The organism is Parahaliea maris, assembly GCF_008064665.1.
Taxonomy (GTDB): domain Bacteria; phylum Pseudomonadota; class Gammaproteobacteria; order Pseudomonadales; family Halieaceae; genus Parahaliea; species Parahaliea maris.
Window position 1 is genome coordinate 513,208 of sequence record NZ_VRZA01000003.1, and the last position, 17,680, is coordinate 530,887.

Consider the following 17,680-nt stretch of genomic DNA (forward strand, 5'->3'; position numbering starts at 1 on the left):
TTCACCCCCTCTTGTTGCTGGTGGCGGTACCGCTGCCTTTGGGTCTAACGGGTCTGGACGCCTTGCTGGCGGGGCGTTTACGGGTGGGTGTCGCTGCCTTGGTTGTGCTGGTGGCCTTGCTGGTCGCTTTGCGGCTCTTGCTGGCCGCCTTTTTTCCGGCGCTGGCCTTGCGAACGGGAGACTTGCGCTTGCCTGTCTTGGCGGTGGCTTTGCTCTTGGCGCGCGTCGGGGTTTTACCCCGACCCTTCGGCGCCGCCTCGAGCGGCTGACCGAGCGCGGCCAGGAACAGGTTGCGTACCTCGCGGACATGCTCGTTGAGGTTGTCAGTGCTCCAGTCACTGGTGTCGACGGGGGCCAGAACCTCCACGTCCACGGTGGCGGGGCGGAATACGAAGTCACCCTTGGGTGCCACGTCGCCGGCATTGCGAATGACCACCGGGACGATGGGGACACCGGCCTGCATCGCCAGGTGGAAAGCGCCCTTCTTGAAGGGCAGGAGTTTGGGGTTGATGCTGCGCGTTCCTTCGGGCGCCAGTACCACCGACTTGCCCTCTTCGCGCATGGCCTGCACCAGGGGCTCCATCGCCTCGATAGCACTGCGGGCGTTGGCGCGATCGATCATCACCACGCCGCCCATCTCCAGTACCTTGCCAATCACGGGCAGCTTCTTGATTTCTTTCTTGCCGACACCGGCGATGTCCCGCCGCAGCAGGCTGGTCATGATGACCACATCCGCCTTGCTCTGGTGATTGAAGATGAACACCGCCGGGCGATGGCTCCAGAGGTTTTCCTCGCCTTTCACATGCAGGTGTAGCCCGATCAGCGCGCTGGCGGTGTCGGCAAACAGCGAGAAGGAAAAGTTCAGGGAGTCACGGCGCGAGCCGGTCAGGGCATAGATGGGCAGGCCCGCGGCGAAGCTTGGAACCAGGCTGACGGTCGCTGCCACCGAACGCACCCATTGCGACAGGGTGGGGCGACCGCGGCTGCCAAAGCGTGCCACGGGCCACTCCCGGTCCCGGGCGACACCCGCAAGGCGGGCGCTCGGGTTCAGGGCGCGGGGATAACCGACCCGCTCCAGCAGCAGCTGGTCGTCGGTGCTGTCGCTGTAGAAGAAGCTGGCATCGAGGTCGGCCTTGTACTGGGAGGCCAGTTGCTCGGCGGCATCGACCTTGCCCTGACCAAAGCAGGTGGGGGAGATGACCTGGCCGGTGAACCGTCCTTTTTTTACCTCCAGCTGGGTGCACAGTACGTTCGGGATGCCAAGGTCCCGCGCCGCAGGCTCCACCTGGTAGGGGGTGGCTGAAGAAATGACCGCTACCGTATGTCCCTTGGCCTGGTGAGCCTCGATCAGTGCCCGTGACTCGGGATAGACGCTGCGGGCGATATGGCTGAGGTAGAGACGCTCACCAATTTCTTCGTAAGCACTTTCCTCGACACCACGCATGAACTGGGCGGTGACCGCCATCATGGCGGAAAACCCGAGGTTGCCGAGACCGAAGCTGGTCATGGCCGTGGTGAGCTCTACCAGCTGCCGCGGCGACAGGTCTCCCCGGCGAATCTGTTCCCGGAGAAAAACGGTGGCGGAGTAGCCGGCGATGATGGTGCCATCGAAATCGAAAATTGCCGCAATCTGCGGGCCTTCCGGCGAGGACTCAATGTCCCGCAGCAGTTGCTTGAGTGTTGCCATTGTTTCCCTGTCCGATCTAATTCTGTCAGGGCCCGTGTTGGCGTCGTTATCGGGGCCTGTTCATGGAGCATAACGCAAAGTGGCTGCGTAGGGTCAAATTGTGGGTGTTGGGCAGTGAATTTGGGCTCATCCCTGCCGGCATGCCCGAAAAGAGGGGCAGGCTCTCCATGCCTCCCGGGATGTACCGTCCACACCCGATAAAGCGGGGTGGGCTCTCCATGGACATAAAAAAAACGCCACCAGAATCTGGTGGCGTACGAGGGGTAATACCAATGTTGCTTTTGCGTCCGGGCCTCCTGCCTCAGCGGAGTACGTCCCCCAGCCTTGGCGCGTCTCTGACTACGCGCTCCATGCTTCCCCAAAGGGACAGCGGTGTAACAACGATCGTGAGTCACCCCATGCATGCATACGATCTGCCGCCGCCCAATTTCAGTATAGGAAGCGATCCGGCCACGGCAAGAAATAACCCCATGAAATTATCTTATTTCTAATGATAACTAAGGGTTATTTCTTAGTGCTTATTAACCTATTGGGGGTCCCCCGTTTTCCTGAACAGCAGGGTCATGCGGTCCGACTCGCCGATGGCGTCTACCGCCGCTTTCTTGTCCGGATCATCCCTGGTGCCGCTGTAGCTGGGCGGCAGGCGCCACACGATCTCGGTTTCGCCAATCTCATCCCTGGGGTTGGCGTTGATCTCGCTTTGGTCCACCAGCGTGAAGCCAGCGGCCTCGAAAACGGCAATCACCTGCGACTGTTTGAGGTAACCGCGGCTGCCATTGGTGCTGGCGTCACTGGCCGATTCGGGCGCGCGGTGCTGTACCACGCCTACCAGGCCATCGGGCTTGAGCAGGGCGCGGGTTGCTGAAAGCGCCTGGGACAGGGTGCCTGCGCTGTCCTCGAAGCGGAACAGGTTGTGCAGGGCACGGATCATCAACACCCGGTCCACCTGCCCCTGGGCCTCGGGCGGTACGGTGCCAAAGGTGAAGCCCCGGGCGGTGATGCCCTCCGCGCCATAGCCTTTGGCCTGACCGGCGAAGTCGCGGGTAGAGGCCTTGCGGGCTTTCACCCAGTCATCACCGTAGCCAAACATGGGCCACATGCGGTCCACGTAGTTGAGTCCGTAGAGGGTCCCTTCACTGCCGAGGTAGGGCACCAGGATGCGGGTGTACCAGCCGCCGCCGGGCAGCGCTTCGGCCACGGTCATGCCGGGCTCCACACGAAAAAATGTCAGTGTCTGCAGGGGGTGGCGGGCGCTGTCGCGCTGTTTGTCCTCGTCGCTGCGTGCGCTGACGGCGGCCTGCAGGGCCTCACTGTCCACCGCCAGGGCGGGCGCCGCATTGAGGAGGGCAGCCAGGGCCAGGGCGCTGAAAGGGGTCGCCAACCCGGCGCTGCGTGGTAAACGTAAAGCCATACTGAGATATCCGGTTGCCAGAGGGTGCACCAAGGTTGGCCCAGTGCCGCGCATCGCGCAAGCCTGCGCTGCGCGAGCGCCTGCCGGGGGCGCAATCGCCATGACGCCGAAAGGCGGTGGGAAGGTGACGGCAGTCAGGCGGTTCAGGTGGCGGGATGTCAATTACCGGCTGCAACGTACTGTCGAACCGCCCGGTAATCCCGGACCAGGGTCTCGGGTGCAAAACCCGGCAGCCCCGCTCCAGTCTGTACCGGTTTGAAAACGGCCTGTAGTTCCCCCGCCGGGTTCAGCAGGTAGAGCGCCACTCCGTGACTCACCCGGTAGTCGTTGCTCGCAATCGCATCTTCGCTGTCGCTCAGGGGTTCCAGTTGTGCCAGCAGGCCCAGCCCCTGTTCGAGGCCAAGGTGAGGGTTATCCGGATCGTCCTCGTGGGTGAGGCCGATAAAGTCCTTGTCAAAGTAGGGTAGATAGGCCGCCAGTTGTTGCGGCGTGTCGCGTCGGTAGTCGATGCTGTAGAACAGGATCCGGGGTGCTGCGGTGTCCTCAGCCCCGGTCAGCGCCTCGGTGAAGGACACCAACTGGTTGAGGGTGGTTGGGCAGATGTCGGGGCAGGTCGTAAAGCCGTAGCTCAACAGATGCCAGGCGCCGAGCAGGTCTCTATTACCAAAGGGCTGACCGTGCTGGTCGAGGACAGTGAAGTCCGGCAGTGCGCGGCTGTTGTCGAGATAGACCCCCTGGATGTGGGGAGGTGCCGGCGGCCGTTGGTAGATGGCCCAGGCGGCGGCACACAGCAGTGCAGCGTTGGCGGCGAGAATCCCGACAAGCATGCGGGCCTTGGGAGACAGAGACACCGGGCTACCTCAATTGTCGAAAAACAGTTCCCGGGTGAAATAGGTGTGATCCCCCTCAATGGCCATCAGGCTGATCAGCACGAGGATGGCGATCAGTGGCAGCATCAGTACGTACTTCAGGGAAAGGCGCTCCCAGCTCAGGTGCATGAAGATGGCCACGATAAAGCCCGCCTTGAGAAACATGAATAACAGGATCAGCGACCAGCGCCAGAAGCCCTGCAGGTGGTAAAAATCCACCAGGTAAGAGAAGGTCGATAGCACAAACAGCAGTGCCCAGATCTTCAGGTAGATACCGATCGGGTGCTGCTGGCCAGTGGCGGCTTCACTCATGGGGACACCTCACCACAGATAGAAGAAGGCAAAGATAAAGACCCACACCAGGTCGACGAAGTGCCAGTACAGGCCGGCGATCTCGACGATGGCGTAACCCTTTTGTTCATAGTCACCCCGGGCAACCCGGCGGGCGACAATCGACAGGTAGATGACCCCGGCGGTGACGTGCATGCCGTGAAAGCCGGTGATCATGAAAAAGGTCGAACCAAACTGGGCTGCGCCCATGGGGTTACTCCAGGGGCGGACCCCTTCGTCAACGATCAGTTTGGTCCACTCGAAAGCCTGCATGCCCACGAACGAGGCTCCCAGCACCGCGGTAGCGGCCATCAGCAATACGGTTTTGCGCCGGTCCCGCCGGTAGGCGAAATTGACCGCCATGGCCATGGTGCCGCTGCTGGTGATGAGCACGAAGGTCATGATGGCGATCAGTATCAGCGGCAGGTGATGGCCGAACATCTCCAGGGCAAAGACTTCGCTGGGATTCGGCCAGTTGTCGGTAGCCGACAGCCGCACGTTCATGTAACCGGTCAGGAATATGCTGAAGATGAAGGTGTCAGACAGCAGGAAAATCCACATCATCAACTTGCCCCAGGGCATGTCGAAGGCCTGCTTGTCGGCGGCCCAGTCGGCCACCATGCCACTGACGCCGGGTTCGGTGTAGCCGCTGTTGTCGGGTTTGGAAGTATCCATAATCAGAATCCGCACAGCGCCGCCAGCGCATTGATCGTTCCCGGTGAACTGGCCAGCAGGGCGAACAGCACCAGCCACACCGCCAGCAGGAAGTGCCAGTACTGTGCACACAGTGACAGCGGCCCGCTCAGGCTTGCGAGGCTGTCGTCATACCACACCCGGAACAGGATGTTTGCCAGCACCACCATGCCACCCAGCAGGTGCAGGCCGTGCACTGCGGTCAGCAGGTAGAAATAGCTGTTCGCCGGGTTGCTGTTGACGTAGTAGCCAAGCGCGCTGAGGCGCTGCCACAGATCGAGCTGGGCCAGCAGGAAGGCGATAGCGAAGAACACGCCCAGGCTGACGCCCAGCACCGCATGGTTGAGCTGCTCCCGCCGCGCCGACATGACCGCCCAATGCATCGCCAGGCTGCTGCCACCCAGCAGTGCCGTGTTGAACCAGAGTCGACTGGTGTCGGTGAAGGGCTGCCAGGGTTGCCCGGCCAGGGCCTGGAAGTCCGGGTACTGGGAGCGCGACAGGAAGGTAATGATGAACAGGAAAAACAGGACGCTGACAATGGCCATGATAAAGCGCAGGGCGGTGCGGGCCGTGGACATCGGGTCGGCAGCCACCGCCGGGCCGGGCACTGCAGGCTGTGGTTGTGGCTCCCAGGGCTTTTCGCGCAGGGTGCTGAAAAGGCTCATATCGCACCTCCTCGCTCATCGTGTTCATCGCTGGTCGGGTGCGCCGCGTCCGGTGGTTCATTCTGGGGAATAAAGTCATGGCTGGCGCCGGGTACGCTGAAGTCGTAAGCCCAGCGGTACACGGTGGGCAGTTCCGGCCCCCAGTTGCCGTGGTGGGGCGGTACGTCGGGGGTCTGCCATTCCAGGCTCGTCGCGCCCCAGGGATTGTGTCCCGCCTTTTCCCCGTGACGCAGGCTCCAGAAAACATTGAACAGGAAGATCAGCTGACTGGCGCCGACGATCAGCGCCGAAACGGTAATCGAGGCGTTCAGCGACAGGGCCGATTCAGGGATGAAGTCGGTGCTGCCCATGGCGAAATAACGCCGCGGCACGCCGAGGAAGCCCAGGTAGTGCATGGGCAGGTAGATGGCGTAAGTGCCGAGGAAAGTGAGCCAGAAGTGGGCCTTGCCCAGGGCGTCGTTGAGCATCCGCCCGGTCATCAGCGGGTACCAGTGATAGATGGCGGCGAACAGCACCATGATGGGGGAGACCCCCATCACCATGTGAAAGTGGGCCACCACGAAGTAGGTGTCGGACAGGGGCAGGTCAATGGTCACGTTGCCGAGGAACAGCCCCGTCAGCCCACCGTGAATGAAGGTGAAGATAAAGCCGATGGCAAACAGCATGGGCACCCGCAGGTGGATGTTGCCGCGCCACAGGGTGAGCACCCAGTTGTAGACCTTGATCGCCGTAGGCACGGCGATAATCAGTGTGGTGGTGGCGAAAAAGAAGCCGAAAGCCGGGTGCATGCCGCTGACGTACATGTGGTGCGCCCACACCACAAAGCTGAGGCCGCCGATGGCGACAATGGCCCAGACCATCATGCGGTAGCCGAAGATGTTCTTGCGGGCGTGGCAGGCCAGCACGTCCGACACCATGCCGAAGGCGGGCAGGGCGACAATGTAGACCTCCGGGTGGCCGAAGAACCAGAACAGGTGCTGGAACAGGACCGGGCTGCCGCCGGTGTAGTCGAGGTTTTCACCCAGTGAGACCAGCGCCGGCATGAAGAAGCTGGTGCCGACGATCTTGTCCAGCAGCATCATGATGGCGCTGACCAACAGGGCCGGGAAGGCCAGCAGGCCGAGCACCGTAGCGGTGAAAATGCCCCAGATGGTCAGCGGCATGCGCATCAGGGTCATGCCGCGGGTACGGGCCTGCAGCACGGTGGTAACGTAGTTCAGGCCGCCCATGGTGAAAGCCACGATGAATACCGCCAGCGACACCAGCATCAGGATAATGCCCCAGTCGTAACCCGGGGTGCCCTGCAAGATGGCCTGTGGCGGGTACAGCGTCCAGCCGGCGCCGGTCGGCCCGCCGGGCACAAAGAAACTGGCCATCAGGATGATCACCGACAGCAGGTACATCCAGTAGCTCAGCATGTTCATGTAGGGGAAGACCATGTCCCGGGCACCGACCATGAGCGGAATCAGGTAATTGCCGAAGCCTCCCAGCAGCAGGGCGGTGAGCAGGTAAATCACCATGATCATGCCGTGCATGGTGACAAACTGCAGGTAACTGCTCGGGGTAATGAAATCGAAGGTGTCGGGAAAGCCAAGCTGCAAGCGCATCAGGCCTGACAGCACCAGGGCCACCAGCCCGACAAACACCGCGGTCAGGCCATATTGGATGGCGATCACCTTGTGGTCCTGGCTCCAGATGTACTTGGTGACAAAACTGTGCGGGTCGTGCAGTTCCAGGGTCTGGTCGGCCAGCGCGGTATGTTGCATAAGCCTTTCCTTCCTACAGGGTATTCACGTAAGCCAGCAGGTCGTCGATGGACTGTTCGTTTTGCAGTGAACGCGCCATCAATACCATCTGGTGCCCAAAGTTGTCGTCGCCGTGGGTGCCGCGAATGCCGCGGCGGAAGTTCTCCAGCTGCCGTTTCAGGTACCAGTCCTGCTGGCCCGCGAGACGCGGAGCCTGCAGGGCATGGTTGCCCTGCCCGAGGCGGCCGTGGCAGGCGCCGCAGGTGTTGAAGTGGGCGGCGCCGCGGTGGGGGTCACCCTCGACAGTGGCGTCGCTATCGGCGGCGGGCAGGCTGGCGATATAGGCAGTGAGGTTGCGCATGGCGCTGCCGGCGGCCACCGTTGCGGCCATCGCCGCCATCTGTGCGCCAAGGTTGTCCTGCTCGTGGGCACCGCGTACCCCCTGCTGGTAATAGCGCAGCTGGCGTTCGAGATACCAGGTTTCCAGCCCGGCGAGGGCCGGTGCATTCATGGCGGGATTGCCTTCACCCTCGGGACCATGGCAGGCGCTGCAGGTGGCGTAGGCCAGGCGCCCGGCGTCGGGGTCACCGGCGGGCTGGCTGCTGATATCCGCCCAGGTGGACTGGGAGCCAAGCCAGGTGTCGAAGTCATCCTGGGTGTCCACCACCACCTGCCCGCGCATGGCGTAGTGGGCGATCCCGCACAGCTCCATGCACAGTACGTCGAAGCGCCCGGTGCGGGTGGGGGTAAACCAGACGAAACTCACCGAGCCGGGAACCAGGTCCATCTTCACCCGGAATTGGGGAACCGCGAAATCGTGTAGCACATCCTTGGAGCGCAGCAGCAGCTTCACCGGGCGATCCAGTGGCAGGTGCAGCTCGTTGCTCGAGACCAGGATGTCATCGGCCCCCGCGGGATCGGCGGGACTCATGCCGAAGGGGTTGTCGGGGCCGACATACCGGGAAGCGACCTCCCCGAGTACGCCGTCTGCCCCCGGGAAGCGGTAGCTCCACTGCCACTGCTCGCCGACCACCTCTACCGGGGTCGCCTCCTCGGGCACCTGGGTGAAGTCGGCCCACACCACCAGCCCGGGAGCGAGCATCGCGGCGACGCCGACCGCGGTAATCACGGTGAGCCAGGTTTCCAGGCGTTTGTTCTCCGGCTCGTAGTGGGCGCGCTGGTCCGGCCGGTGCCGGTAGCGATAGACCGCCCAGGCCATGAACAGGTTGACGGCCACGAAGACGGCGCCGGTGATGTACAGGGTGATGTCGACGGTGGTGTCGACGGTGTGCCAGTTGGAGGCCAGTGGGGTAAACCACCAGGGACTCAGGACGTGGAACAACAGTGAGCCCACGACCAGTACCACCAATGCGATGACCAGCTTCATAGCAACTCCGACCGGTGATTATTGTTGTGGCTTCCCCGGTGTCGCCTGTGAATTTACCGGTGTGTTGCTCCGGTTGGCGGCCGACCCCTTGCGCGGGTCAGGCGGCCTTTTGGAAACGGTGTTGCTGACTCAGGGGGCCGTGCTCATGAAGTTGGCCCACTTCTGCTGCAGGCTGACCACCCAGCCCGGGGTCGAACTGCCATCGCCGGCGGGTTTCAGGTCCGGATGGCGTTTGACCACCGCCTGCAGGGCGTCCTCCTGGTTGGCGTCGACGTCGACGAACAGTACGTGGCGGCCGGCGCGCAGGTCATCCTCGAAACGACGGAAATCGGTGTGAGTTTCACCGATGCCAATGAGCCCTCCCTCCCAGGTGCAGAACCCGAGCACCACGACGGCGAGAAAAATGGCTGGCACCCAGGTGTAGGTTTCGGTGATGCCGGTGAACCAGAATATGGCCAGTACGGCGGCGGCGCCGATAATACCCACCACCGCACCGAGTTCAGTCCCGTGGACCACGTCTTTCTTGAGCACGGCCTCCACTTCGTGCAAGTGGTGCATCTCGACCCCGGCGTCGTCTTCGCTGAGCACGTGAATCTGGGGTTTGACCAGTCCGGCTTCCTGCAGGTCGTGTTCGACCAGCTCGAGATCGTCAAGGTCATTGCTGATGAAGTAGTGGCGTTTCATATGTAGCCTCCCTATGGAATCCAGGGGTTGGACACCGCGGGGGAGGGGAGACAGCAAAACCCGGGCCCGGGTGTTCAACCACCGTCGGGCCGCAGCTGTCGGATAAAGCGTCGGCAGCGATTTGGCACGACGTTTTCACCGAGTATAGCACCGGCGTTCTGCGCCACCAGAGGGGGCACCCGTCCCGGTACAGTGCCTTACAACTCCTGGGCTTATAGCGTTGGTTTGTTAGTGTAAAAACAACTAACAGCTTGGTCATAAGTGGCCAGATATGGCCGGCGCAATCCTTGAATACGGCTTCTGGGGGCGCTTGTAAGACTATTTAGCAGTAAATGGGATGTCTCTTATAGCGGGTTGTGAATATACCTGCGGTTTCAATAGACCGCCTGGTAGGGGATACTTCGCGTTCTTTGATAGGGGGCGCTATGACATTCAACGCGTGGCGGGGCGGGAGGGCCACCGTTGCATTGCTACTGGCTGTTTTTCTGGTCGGGTTGGGGCCCAGGCTCTACAGCGCACTCCTGGTGGGTTGGGGGTGGGACGGGCCGGGGACCTTCAACCTGGTGAATTTTGACGAGGGAGGCTCCTGCCGGGCGGCACTGGAGGGCTTCGACTACTCCACCTTTGTCGGCCGCCAGACCATCGCCATTGCCGACCTGCTGGGTGCCGGCCCCCCGGCCGGTGTCGCCGGTGACGAGATGGCAGTGAGGGGATACTGCCACAGCCCGGAACACATCCGCGTGGCGCGGGTGTACTCCGCGATTACCGGCGCCCTGACCCCGGTGTTGCTGGCCCTCGCAGCCTTCTGCCTGCTACCGGGACGGCCGGCCGTTGGGCTCACCGCCGCTGCCCTGCTGGCCCTGTCCGGCTTCCACATCAGCGAATCCCACAGCGGTACTGTGGATGCGCCATCAGTGTTTTTCATTTACCTGTTCATTACAGTGGCGATCGCCGCCTGCACCCGGAGGCCGCGCTGGCTGTGGGCGGCACCGCCGCTACTGGTGGCAGCAGTGTGGGCCAAGTACTGGGTATTCGCGGCGTTTGCCCTGGCGGCGGCCCTGCCCGCCCGGCTCGGGGAGACGGTTACCCGCGGTTGGGGCAAGGGGCGTTTCTGCGCTGCGGTGCTGGCGCTGGTGGTGGCCTTTGGCTGCCTCAGCAATACCGATTTCCCACGTTCCTGGACGCCGCTGCTGGCCCTCTGTTACCTCACCGTACCCTGGCGCCGCATCGCCCCGGGCATGATCCCGCTGTGGATGCTCGGACCCTGGCTGGGGTTGCTGTTGTTGCAGTCCGGCTGGGTTGCCGGTTACACCATGGGCGACCTCGAAGGCCGCTTTGGTTCCAGCTACGGGGCCATTGGCTGGCACAAGTGGCCGCGCAATGCCCTGAATGTACCGCTGGTGATCATGGTCGGCCTCGGCTTGCCAGCAGCGCTGTGCATCCCCGCCGGCATCCGCGCCCTGCTGCGCCAGGGTGGGCCCTGGCGACCCTGGTTGTGCCTGTTGCCGGTGGTGGTTTTCCTGTTGTTCATGCTGGTGCCGGCACCTGTGACCTACTACCGGCACTACCTCGCCCTGATTCCTGCCGCGGCCCTGCTGGCGGCGATGGGGTACTGGTCCTGGCTGGGTGAACGCGGCCGGCGCTGGCTGCTGCCCTTCCTGCTATGGCCTGCGCTACTGGCCTGGGATGTGGAGTCCGACTATCACAATGATCCACGCATCGAGCTGCGCCAGTGGTATCAATCGGCCCGGCCCCAGCGCCTGTTGTTCAGTTACTACGTGCAGCCGCCGCGCCTGCAGGGCGTCGCCCAGGGCCTGTTCCGCGAGAGTTATGCCCGCGCCGATGGCGGTGTGCTGAGGCAGGCCCAGTATCTGCTGCTCAGCGAAAACTGGTACGACACCGCCTTCGCCAATGAGTTGAACGGCCCCCTCACCCACGACTTGCAGCGGCTGGTCAAGACCTCACCCTTCAACGCGGATTTCTATCGTCGCGCGCTGGCGGGCGAAATCGACTACCTGGCCCCCGAACGGGTGATCGCGGTGGAAAATTTCATGCCGGAACTACTGCTGCACAAGCGCTGGTACGGCACCTTCCAGCTCTTTGTTGGCGACCTTCATATTTTCCGGGTGGCTGGAAGGTAGATTGGACAAGCACTTGCGCTGCTCACCATACTTGCAGGCAACATCGATAACCTGATGCAGGAACAGCATTTGACCACTCCAGTGGCGGCGGGCGCGCCAAGGTCTGAGCCCACCCCGAAAGCCGGTACCGCCGGCATTACCGTCACCGTACTGGTGCCCGTCTACAACGAGATGGACGTGCTGCCGGAATGCTGTCGTCGTCTCCACGATGTTGCCGAGGCCCGGGCAGAGGACTTCGAGTTCCTCTTTGTCGACGACGGTTCCAGTGACGGTAGCGCCGAGTGGCTGTTGGCCCTGCGGGAGCGCGATCCGCGGGTGGCGGTGATTGAGCTGAGCCGCAACTTCGGCAAGGAAATCGCGGTATCGGCCGGGCTCGACCACGCCAGTGGCGACGCCGTGATGTTGCTGGACGCTGACCTCCAGGACCCGCCGGAGCTGATCCCCGACTTCCTGGCCGCCTGGCAGGAGGGCTACGACATCGTCTACGGGCAGCGCCTCAGCCGCGAGGGTGAGACCTGGCTGAAAATCAGGACCTCTCACTGGTACTACCGGGTGATCAACCTGCTGAGCGACGTGCCGATCCCCGCCGATGCCGGCGACTTCCGCCTGCTCAGCCGGCGTGCGGTGGAGGCCGTCAAGGGATTGCGGGAGAAACACCGCTACATGTCCGGGCTCTACGCCTGGATCGGCTTTCCCCAGAAGGCCCTGCCCTACCACCGCCACCCGCGCCACGCAGGGCGGACCAAGTGGAATTACTGGCGCCTGTGGAGCCTGGCACTGGAAGGCATTACGTCGTTCTCCACCGTGCCCCTGAAGCTCGCCACCCTGCTGGGGGTTGTCACCGCGGGAGCGGCTTTTCTGTACGGCGTGTTTTTCCTGTTACGTACTCTCCTGTTCGGCAACCCGGTACCCGGCTATCCCTCCCTGATCGTGGTGATGCTGTTCCTTGGCGGCGTCCAGTTGATCTGCCTCGGCATCATCGGCGAGTACCTGGGCCGGACCTACGTGGAAAGCAAACAGAGACAACTTTATTATCTCCGCGGCCTGCATCCGCGCCGGGAGAGCGAACAGGATGGTTGATGTGAAAACCGCAACGGCGCCGACGCCGTCACTGGCTGAAGGCGCCGCCTGGTACCTGTTGGGCGCCCTGTTGTTCCTGGGCTTTGGATTTACCGAGATGGCGGGTGCGGACCTCTGGTGGCACCTCGCCGGAGGCAGGGAAATACTGGACCAGGGAACTCTCTGGCTCCGGGATACCTGGTCCTACAGCGCGGCGGGTGAACGCTGGCGCAATCACGAGTGGCTGGCGGACCTGGTCTATTACGGCTGGTACTCCCTGTTTGGCCTCAAGGCCCTGTTGTACTGGAAGCTGCTGGTCGTGGTGCTCTGCTACGGCCTGCTCCAGTCCCTGCTGTACCGGCTCTGTGGTTCTCACGCGGCGGCACTGCTACTGACCGTCATGGCCCTGGCGGTCGGTGCACCCTTTATCGACATACGGCCCCATCTCTACAGCCTGCTGGCCTTCGTGCTGCTGTTACACCTGGGGGTGAGGCGGGCGCCCTTCTGGCAATTCGCCCTGTTGTTCCTGGTGTGGGTGAACCTCCACGGCGGATTCATGCTCGGCCTGCTGGTGCTGCCTTTCCTGCTGTTCCCCTTCAACGCGCCGAGCTGGGATGCCGTGTGGAAGGTAGCGAAATGGGAGCTCGGCTGTGTCGCCGTGTGTGTGTTGAACCCCGATGGGGTAAAGGTCGTGATCTACCCCTTGACCTATGCCCTGCAGGCGGAGTCCCCGTTCCGCTCGATTGCCGAGTGGCTGCCTCCATGGACCCCGGGCGGTATCCAGTCGCCGCTGTTTTTCTGGGTCCTGCCGCTGTTGCCCCTGAGCCTGCTGTGCTGGCTGCTGCCGGTGGTGCGGCGGTCGACAACCTTCCCCTGGTGGTCACTGGGTGTTGCCCTGCTGACCCTGGCCATGGCCCTGACCAGCCGGCGTTTTATCCCCCTGTTCGGCATCGCCCTGGCAGTCTTCATGGCCCCGGCCTGCGGTGCTCTGCTGGGCCTTCTGCGCGGGTACTGGCGCTGGGGATTGTGGCTGGCGGCCCTGGTGCTGGGCCTCTATCGCCTGGCGCCCTACCCACTGCAGGCGGCGCCGGCCTTTCACTATCTCACGGCGGAGTACAGCTTTCCCCATTTCATGGTCGAGGTAATGCAGCGCAGCGGTATCAGGGGCAAAGTGTTTGCCTACTACAACTGGGGCGGCTACCTGCACCTGCGCACCGATGGTGCCGTGTCGGTATACATCGACGGCCGGGCCAACACCCTCTACGACGACCAGACCTATCTCAATTACGTCAGCGTGCTGCGCGGTGATCCCGGGTGGATGGATATTGTCGAGCAGTCCGGGGCCGACTACTTCCTCTGGCCCTCGGATCGCGGTAATGCCCGGCACAAGATACGCGACCTGGTCCAGCAGCGGCGCTGGCAACCGGTGTTTCGCACCGGGTCGGCGATTCTGCTGGCGCGGCCGGGTGTTGCGCTGCCCCGGACCCTGGACCTGGGGCCAGCGACCGAATGGTCGCGGCTCAGCGAGGGCTGGCGCCAGTTTCTGCTGGGTAATTACACGGCAGCGGTGGGGATTGCCGAGGGCGTACTCGAGGACGCCCCCTACCTGTGGGGTGCCTGCAACCTGCTGACCGCATCGCACAGACAACTGGGAGACGAGGCCGCAGCGGCGCAGGCACTCGCTGACTGTCTCAGCCAGTTTCCCTCAAGATACCTGCGCTGAGGCCCGCGGGAGCATTCGCCATGAATATCACGATCCTGACCAACAATGACCTGGCCAGCAACCTGGCCCTGAACCAGTTGCTGCCGGCGTTGACGGCGGACCACCGGGTGCAGGTTTTCCTGTCCGGCCGGGTCGGTGGCAGCGGGCCGAGCCACCCGGATCTGGCCATGTTGAAGTTTCTCGAGCAGACCCTGTTCACCGAGTTGCTGTTTCCCGCCCTTGGCGACGGTGTGGGCGAGGGCCGGGCCCGCTATGCGGGTTTTTCCCGCCTCTGTGCCGACCTCGGGGCGGGGCTGGCGCCCCTCGACCGGATCAACTCGGAGCCGGGGCTGGAAACCCTCAGGGGGGCGGCTCCCGACCTGGTACTGAGCATTCGCTATGGCGGGATCCTGCGGGATGCCGCCATCGCCGTGCCCCGGCTGGGGGTGCTCAACCTGCACTCCGGACTGTTGCCCGACTATCGCGGGGTGATGGCTACCTTTCGCGCCATGGATGATGGCGTCGATACCATTGGCACTACGCTGCATTACATCCGCGATGCCGGTATCGACACCGGCGATATTGTTGCCACCAGTACCCGTCCGGTCGATTACCGCAGCAGCTATCTGGCCAATGTGCTGGCCCTGTATCCGGGAGGCTGCGAACTGATGTTGCAGGCTGTGGCTTCCCTCGCCGCGGGTGAAACGCTGGAAACCTGGCCGCAGCCCAGCGGCGGCAATTACTACAGCTTTCCCGACGACACCGCGCTGCAGCACTTTTACGCTCGTGGATGCAGGCTATATGATGTCGATGAAATTGCCGCAGTGGCCCGAAGCTACCTGGAATCTCCCTTATGAAAAAAAACCTGCTGGTGGCTCTGGCGCTCTGCCTGGGTGGTGTTGCCCAGGCCGCCACCCTGGTACATAACGTCAATGGATACACCCTGAACGGCAGTGAGCTCGAACAATTTGTGGCCCTGGAGTTCGATGACGGCAAGGTAACCCGCCTGTATCGAGAAGCCGAGGCCGCCCTGGCCAGCAGGGCGGGGGAGCGCATCGACGGCAAGGGCGCAACCCTGCTGCCGGGTCTGATCGATGCCCACGGTCACGTCAGTTCCTGGGGGCGTGCCCTCGCCACTGTCGACCTGATCGGCAGCGCCAGCGAGGGCGACGCCGCCGGGCGCGTGGCGGCCTACCTCGCGGAGCATCCCGACACCGACTGGGTGCAGGGGCGGGGCTGGAACCAGGTGCTGTGGCCCGGCAAGGACTTTCCCGGGCGCGCAGCCCTGGACGCGGTGGCGCCGGACCAGGCGGTCGTTCTGGCGCGGGTCGATGGGCATGCCATCTGGGTGAATTCCCGGGCGCTGGCGCTGGCCGGTATCAGTGCGGCCACCCCGGACCCTGACGGCGGACAGATCCTTCGCGATGCCGATGGCGAGCCCACTGGCGTGCTCATCGACAATGCCATGAACCTCGTCTACGGCGTGATGCCCGCCGACGGGGTGGCAGAGTTTGCCGCACTGCAACATACCGCGCTCGAAGACCTGGCGCGCTATGGCCTGACCGCTGTGCACGACGCGGGTATCTCCGCCCGCGAGGCAGCCGCATACCAGCAGTTGCGGGCAGAGGGGCGGCTGCCGATCCGGGTTTACGCCATGCTGGACGTGACCGACCCCGGCAACGATCGCTACCTGGAGCAGGGGCCGTTGGTTGATCCCGCGCATCAACTCGATATACGCAGCGTGAAAATTGTCTCCGATGGTGCCCTCGGGTCCCGCGGCGCTGCCCTGTTTGCCGATTACAGTGACGACCCCGGCAATCGTGGGCTGTTGCTGCAGACCCGGGAGGAGCTGGCAAACAACATGCATCGGGCGGTGGCGGCGGGCTACCAGGTCAACACCCACGCGATAGGCGACCGGGCCAATGCCCTGGTGCTGGATCTTTATGAAACCCTCAACAGCGACCCGGACAGTGCTGCGCTGCGCCATCGGGTAGAGCACGCCCAGATCCTGCGCCCCGAGGACATCGCCCGCTTTCCCGCCCTCAATGTCATTGCCTCCGTTCAGCCCACCCACGCCACCAGTGACATGAACATGGCCGGTGACCGTCTCGGGGCGGAGCGCCTGCGCGGCGCCTACGCCTGGGAGTCGCTGCTGGAGAGCGGTGCCCATATGGCCGGCGGTTCGGACTTTCCGGTGGAGGCAGCCAACCCTTTCTTCGGACTTTACTCCGCCATTACCCGCCAGGACCATGCCGGGCAGCCACCCGGAGGCTGGCTGCCGCAACAGAAGATGAGCCGTAAGGCGGCGCTGGAGCTCTTCACCCGGGGCGCTGCCTACGCTGCCCATCAGGAGCAGGTTCTGGGGCAGCTGCAGCCGGGCTATTTTGCAGATTTTATCCTGATTGACGGCGATTACTTCGCCCTGCCCGAGGCCGCGCTGTGGCAGATTCCCGTGCGCGCTACCTATGTGGCCGGCAAGCGGGTGTTTCCGGCGGCAGGCGCAGGACCAACATGACTCCTGAAGCGGCCCTGACAGGCGCCGAGGGCCTGCGCGCCGACGATATCGCGGCCGCCCGGGATATCCAGATGAGTATCCTGCCGCCGGAAATGCCGGTGGTCCCGGGCTACGAATTCTGTGGCCGCCTGCTGCCCGCGGCGGAAACCGGTGGCGATATGTTCGACCTGGTGCAACTTGACCAGGGCGTATTCCTGCTGCTGGGAGATGCCACCGGGCACGGTTTCGGCCCGGCCCTGTGCGCCACCCAGATGCAGGCCATGTTCCGGGTGGCTTTTCGCGTGGGCGCGGAGTTGGGTGAGGCCTACATCCACGTCAACAACCAGCTGGACGAGGACCTGCCCGACGACCGTTTCGTCACCGCCTTCGCCGGCTTCCTCGACCGCGAGCGCCACGAAGTCAGCTATTTTTCCGCCGGGCAGGGCCCTATCCTGCACTACCGGGCCGACGCCGACAGTTGCGACTGGTACGGGCCAACCACCTTTCCGCTGGGCACGGTCGCGGTGGAAAAAGCCGCCCCCATCCGCAACCTGGCGCTGGAGCCTGGTGATATTTTGGCGGTGCTGTCGGACGGCGTGTACGAGTGCGAGGGCGAGGGAGGCCTGTTCGGGCGGGAGCGCGTCGCGAACATGGTTCGCGACCTGCAGCACGGCCCCATGAGTGAGCTGGCCGCCAGCCTGCTGCGATCCCTGGAAGCCTTTGCCGGTGCGCTGGAACAGCAGGACGACCTCACCATTGTGTTGGTCAAACGCCAGGCCCTCTGAGCAACGCTGCCTTTTGCTTTGCCGGGTG

At 63.4% G+C, this 17,680-nt stretch carries 15 protein-coding genes; 6 read left to right on the forward strand and 9 right to left on the reverse strand.

Annotation, left to right across the window (positions count from 1 at the left end; all coding sequences use genetic code 11):
• Position 1 precedes the first annotated feature (1 nt).
• From FV139_RS10685 to FV139_RS10725, 9 genes are all read right to left on the reverse strand, one after another.
• Positions 2–1,687 carry an HAD-IB family hydrolase gene (locus FV139_RS10685; RefSeq protein ID WP_148068410.1) on the reverse strand — a complete coding sequence of 562 codons (1,686 nt, stop codon included), beginning with the start codon at positions 1,685–1,687 and terminating at the stop codon, positions 2–4.
• A gap of 526 nt (positions 1,688–2,213) precedes the next feature.
• Complete coding sequence (locus FV139_RS10690) at positions 2,214–3,098, reverse strand: class I SAM-dependent methyltransferase (RefSeq protein WP_148068411.1); 885 nt, start codon at positions 3,096–3,098, stop codon at positions 2,214–2,216.
• A gap of 158 nt (positions 3,099–3,256) precedes the next feature.
• On the reverse strand, positions 3,257–3,949 hold the full coding sequence (locus FV139_RS10695) for an SCO family protein (RefSeq protein WP_148068412.1): 693 nt from the start codon (positions 3,947–3,949) through the stop codon (positions 3,257–3,259).
• Positions 3,950–3,958: 9 nt separating this feature from the next.
• Entirely contained in the window at positions 3,959–4,279 is a 321-nt protein-coding gene (locus FV139_RS10700; RefSeq protein ID WP_148068413.1) for a cytochrome C oxidase subunit IV family protein, read from the reverse strand.
• 9 nt (positions 4,280–4,288) lie between these two features.
• On the reverse strand, positions 4,289–4,972 hold the full coding sequence (locus tag FV139_RS10705) for a heme-copper oxidase subunit III family protein (protein WP_148068414.1): 684 nt from the start codon (positions 4,970–4,972) through the stop codon (positions 4,289–4,291).
• Positions 4,973–4,974: 2 nt separating this feature from the next.
• Entirely contained in the window at positions 4,975–5,655 is a 681-nt protein-coding gene (locus FV139_RS10710; protein ID WP_148068415.1) for a cytochrome c oxidase subunit 3, read from the reverse strand.
• Positions 5,652–7,421: a cytochrome c oxidase subunit I gene (locus tag FV139_RS10715; RefSeq protein ID WP_148068416.1), complete on the reverse strand. Its 1,770-nt coding sequence runs from the start codon at positions 7,419–7,421 to the stop codon at positions 5,652–5,654. The genes FV139_RS10710 and FV139_RS10715 overlap by 4 nt, the downstream gene beginning before the upstream one ends.
• Positions 7,422–7,434: 13 nt before the next feature.
• On the reverse strand, positions 7,435–8,787 hold the full coding sequence (locus tag FV139_RS10720; protein ID WP_148068417.1) for a c-type cytochrome: 1,353 nt from the start codon (positions 8,785–8,787) through the stop codon (positions 7,435–7,437).
• 129 nt (positions 8,788–8,916) lie between these two features.
• Positions 8,917–9,471: an NAD/FAD-utilizing enzyme gene (locus FV139_RS10725; RefSeq protein ID WP_148068418.1), complete on the reverse strand. Its 555-nt coding sequence runs from the start codon at positions 9,469–9,471 to the stop codon at positions 8,917–8,919.
• 425 nt (positions 9,472–9,896) lie between these two features.
• Between FV139_RS10725 and FV139_RS10730 the strand changes: the two genes are divergently transcribed.
• The 6 genes from FV139_RS10730 to FV139_RS10755 all read left to right on the forward strand — a co-directional run bounded on the left by FV139_RS10730 (position 9,897) and on the right by FV139_RS10755 (position 17,652).
• Positions 9,897–11,612 carry a hypothetical protein gene (locus tag FV139_RS10730; protein ID WP_148068419.1) on the forward strand — a complete coding sequence of 572 codons (1,716 nt, stop codon included), beginning with the start codon at positions 9,897–9,899 and terminating at the stop codon, positions 11,610–11,612.
• 69 nt (positions 11,613–11,681) lie between these two features.
• Positions 11,682–12,692, forward strand: coding sequence for a glycosyltransferase family 2 protein (locus FV139_RS10735; protein WP_235898621.1), 1,011 nt, complete (start codon positions 11,682–11,684; stop codon positions 12,690–12,692).
• Between the two features lies 1 nt (position 12,693).
• On the forward strand, positions 12,694–14,394 hold the full coding sequence (locus FV139_RS10740) for a hypothetical protein (protein WP_148068420.1): 1,701 nt from the start codon (positions 12,694–12,696) through the stop codon (positions 14,392–14,394).
• A gap of 20 nt (positions 14,395–14,414) precedes the next feature.
• Positions 14,415–15,230 carry a formyl transferase gene (locus tag FV139_RS10745; protein ID WP_148068421.1) on the forward strand — a complete coding sequence of 272 codons (816 nt, stop codon included), beginning with the start codon at positions 14,415–14,417 and terminating at the stop codon, positions 15,228–15,230.
• Complete coding sequence (locus FV139_RS10750; protein WP_148068422.1) at positions 15,227–16,888, forward strand: amidohydrolase; 1,662 nt, start codon at positions 15,227–15,229, stop codon at positions 16,886–16,888. The genes FV139_RS10745 and FV139_RS10750 overlap by 4 nt, the downstream gene beginning before the upstream one ends.
• Entirely contained in the window at positions 16,885–17,652 is a 768-nt protein-coding gene (locus tag FV139_RS10755) for a PP2C family protein-serine/threonine phosphatase (protein ID WP_148068423.1), read from the forward strand. Before FV139_RS10750 ends, FV139_RS10755 begins: the two co-directional genes overlap by 4 nt.
• Positions 17,653–17,680 lie beyond the last annotated feature (28 nt).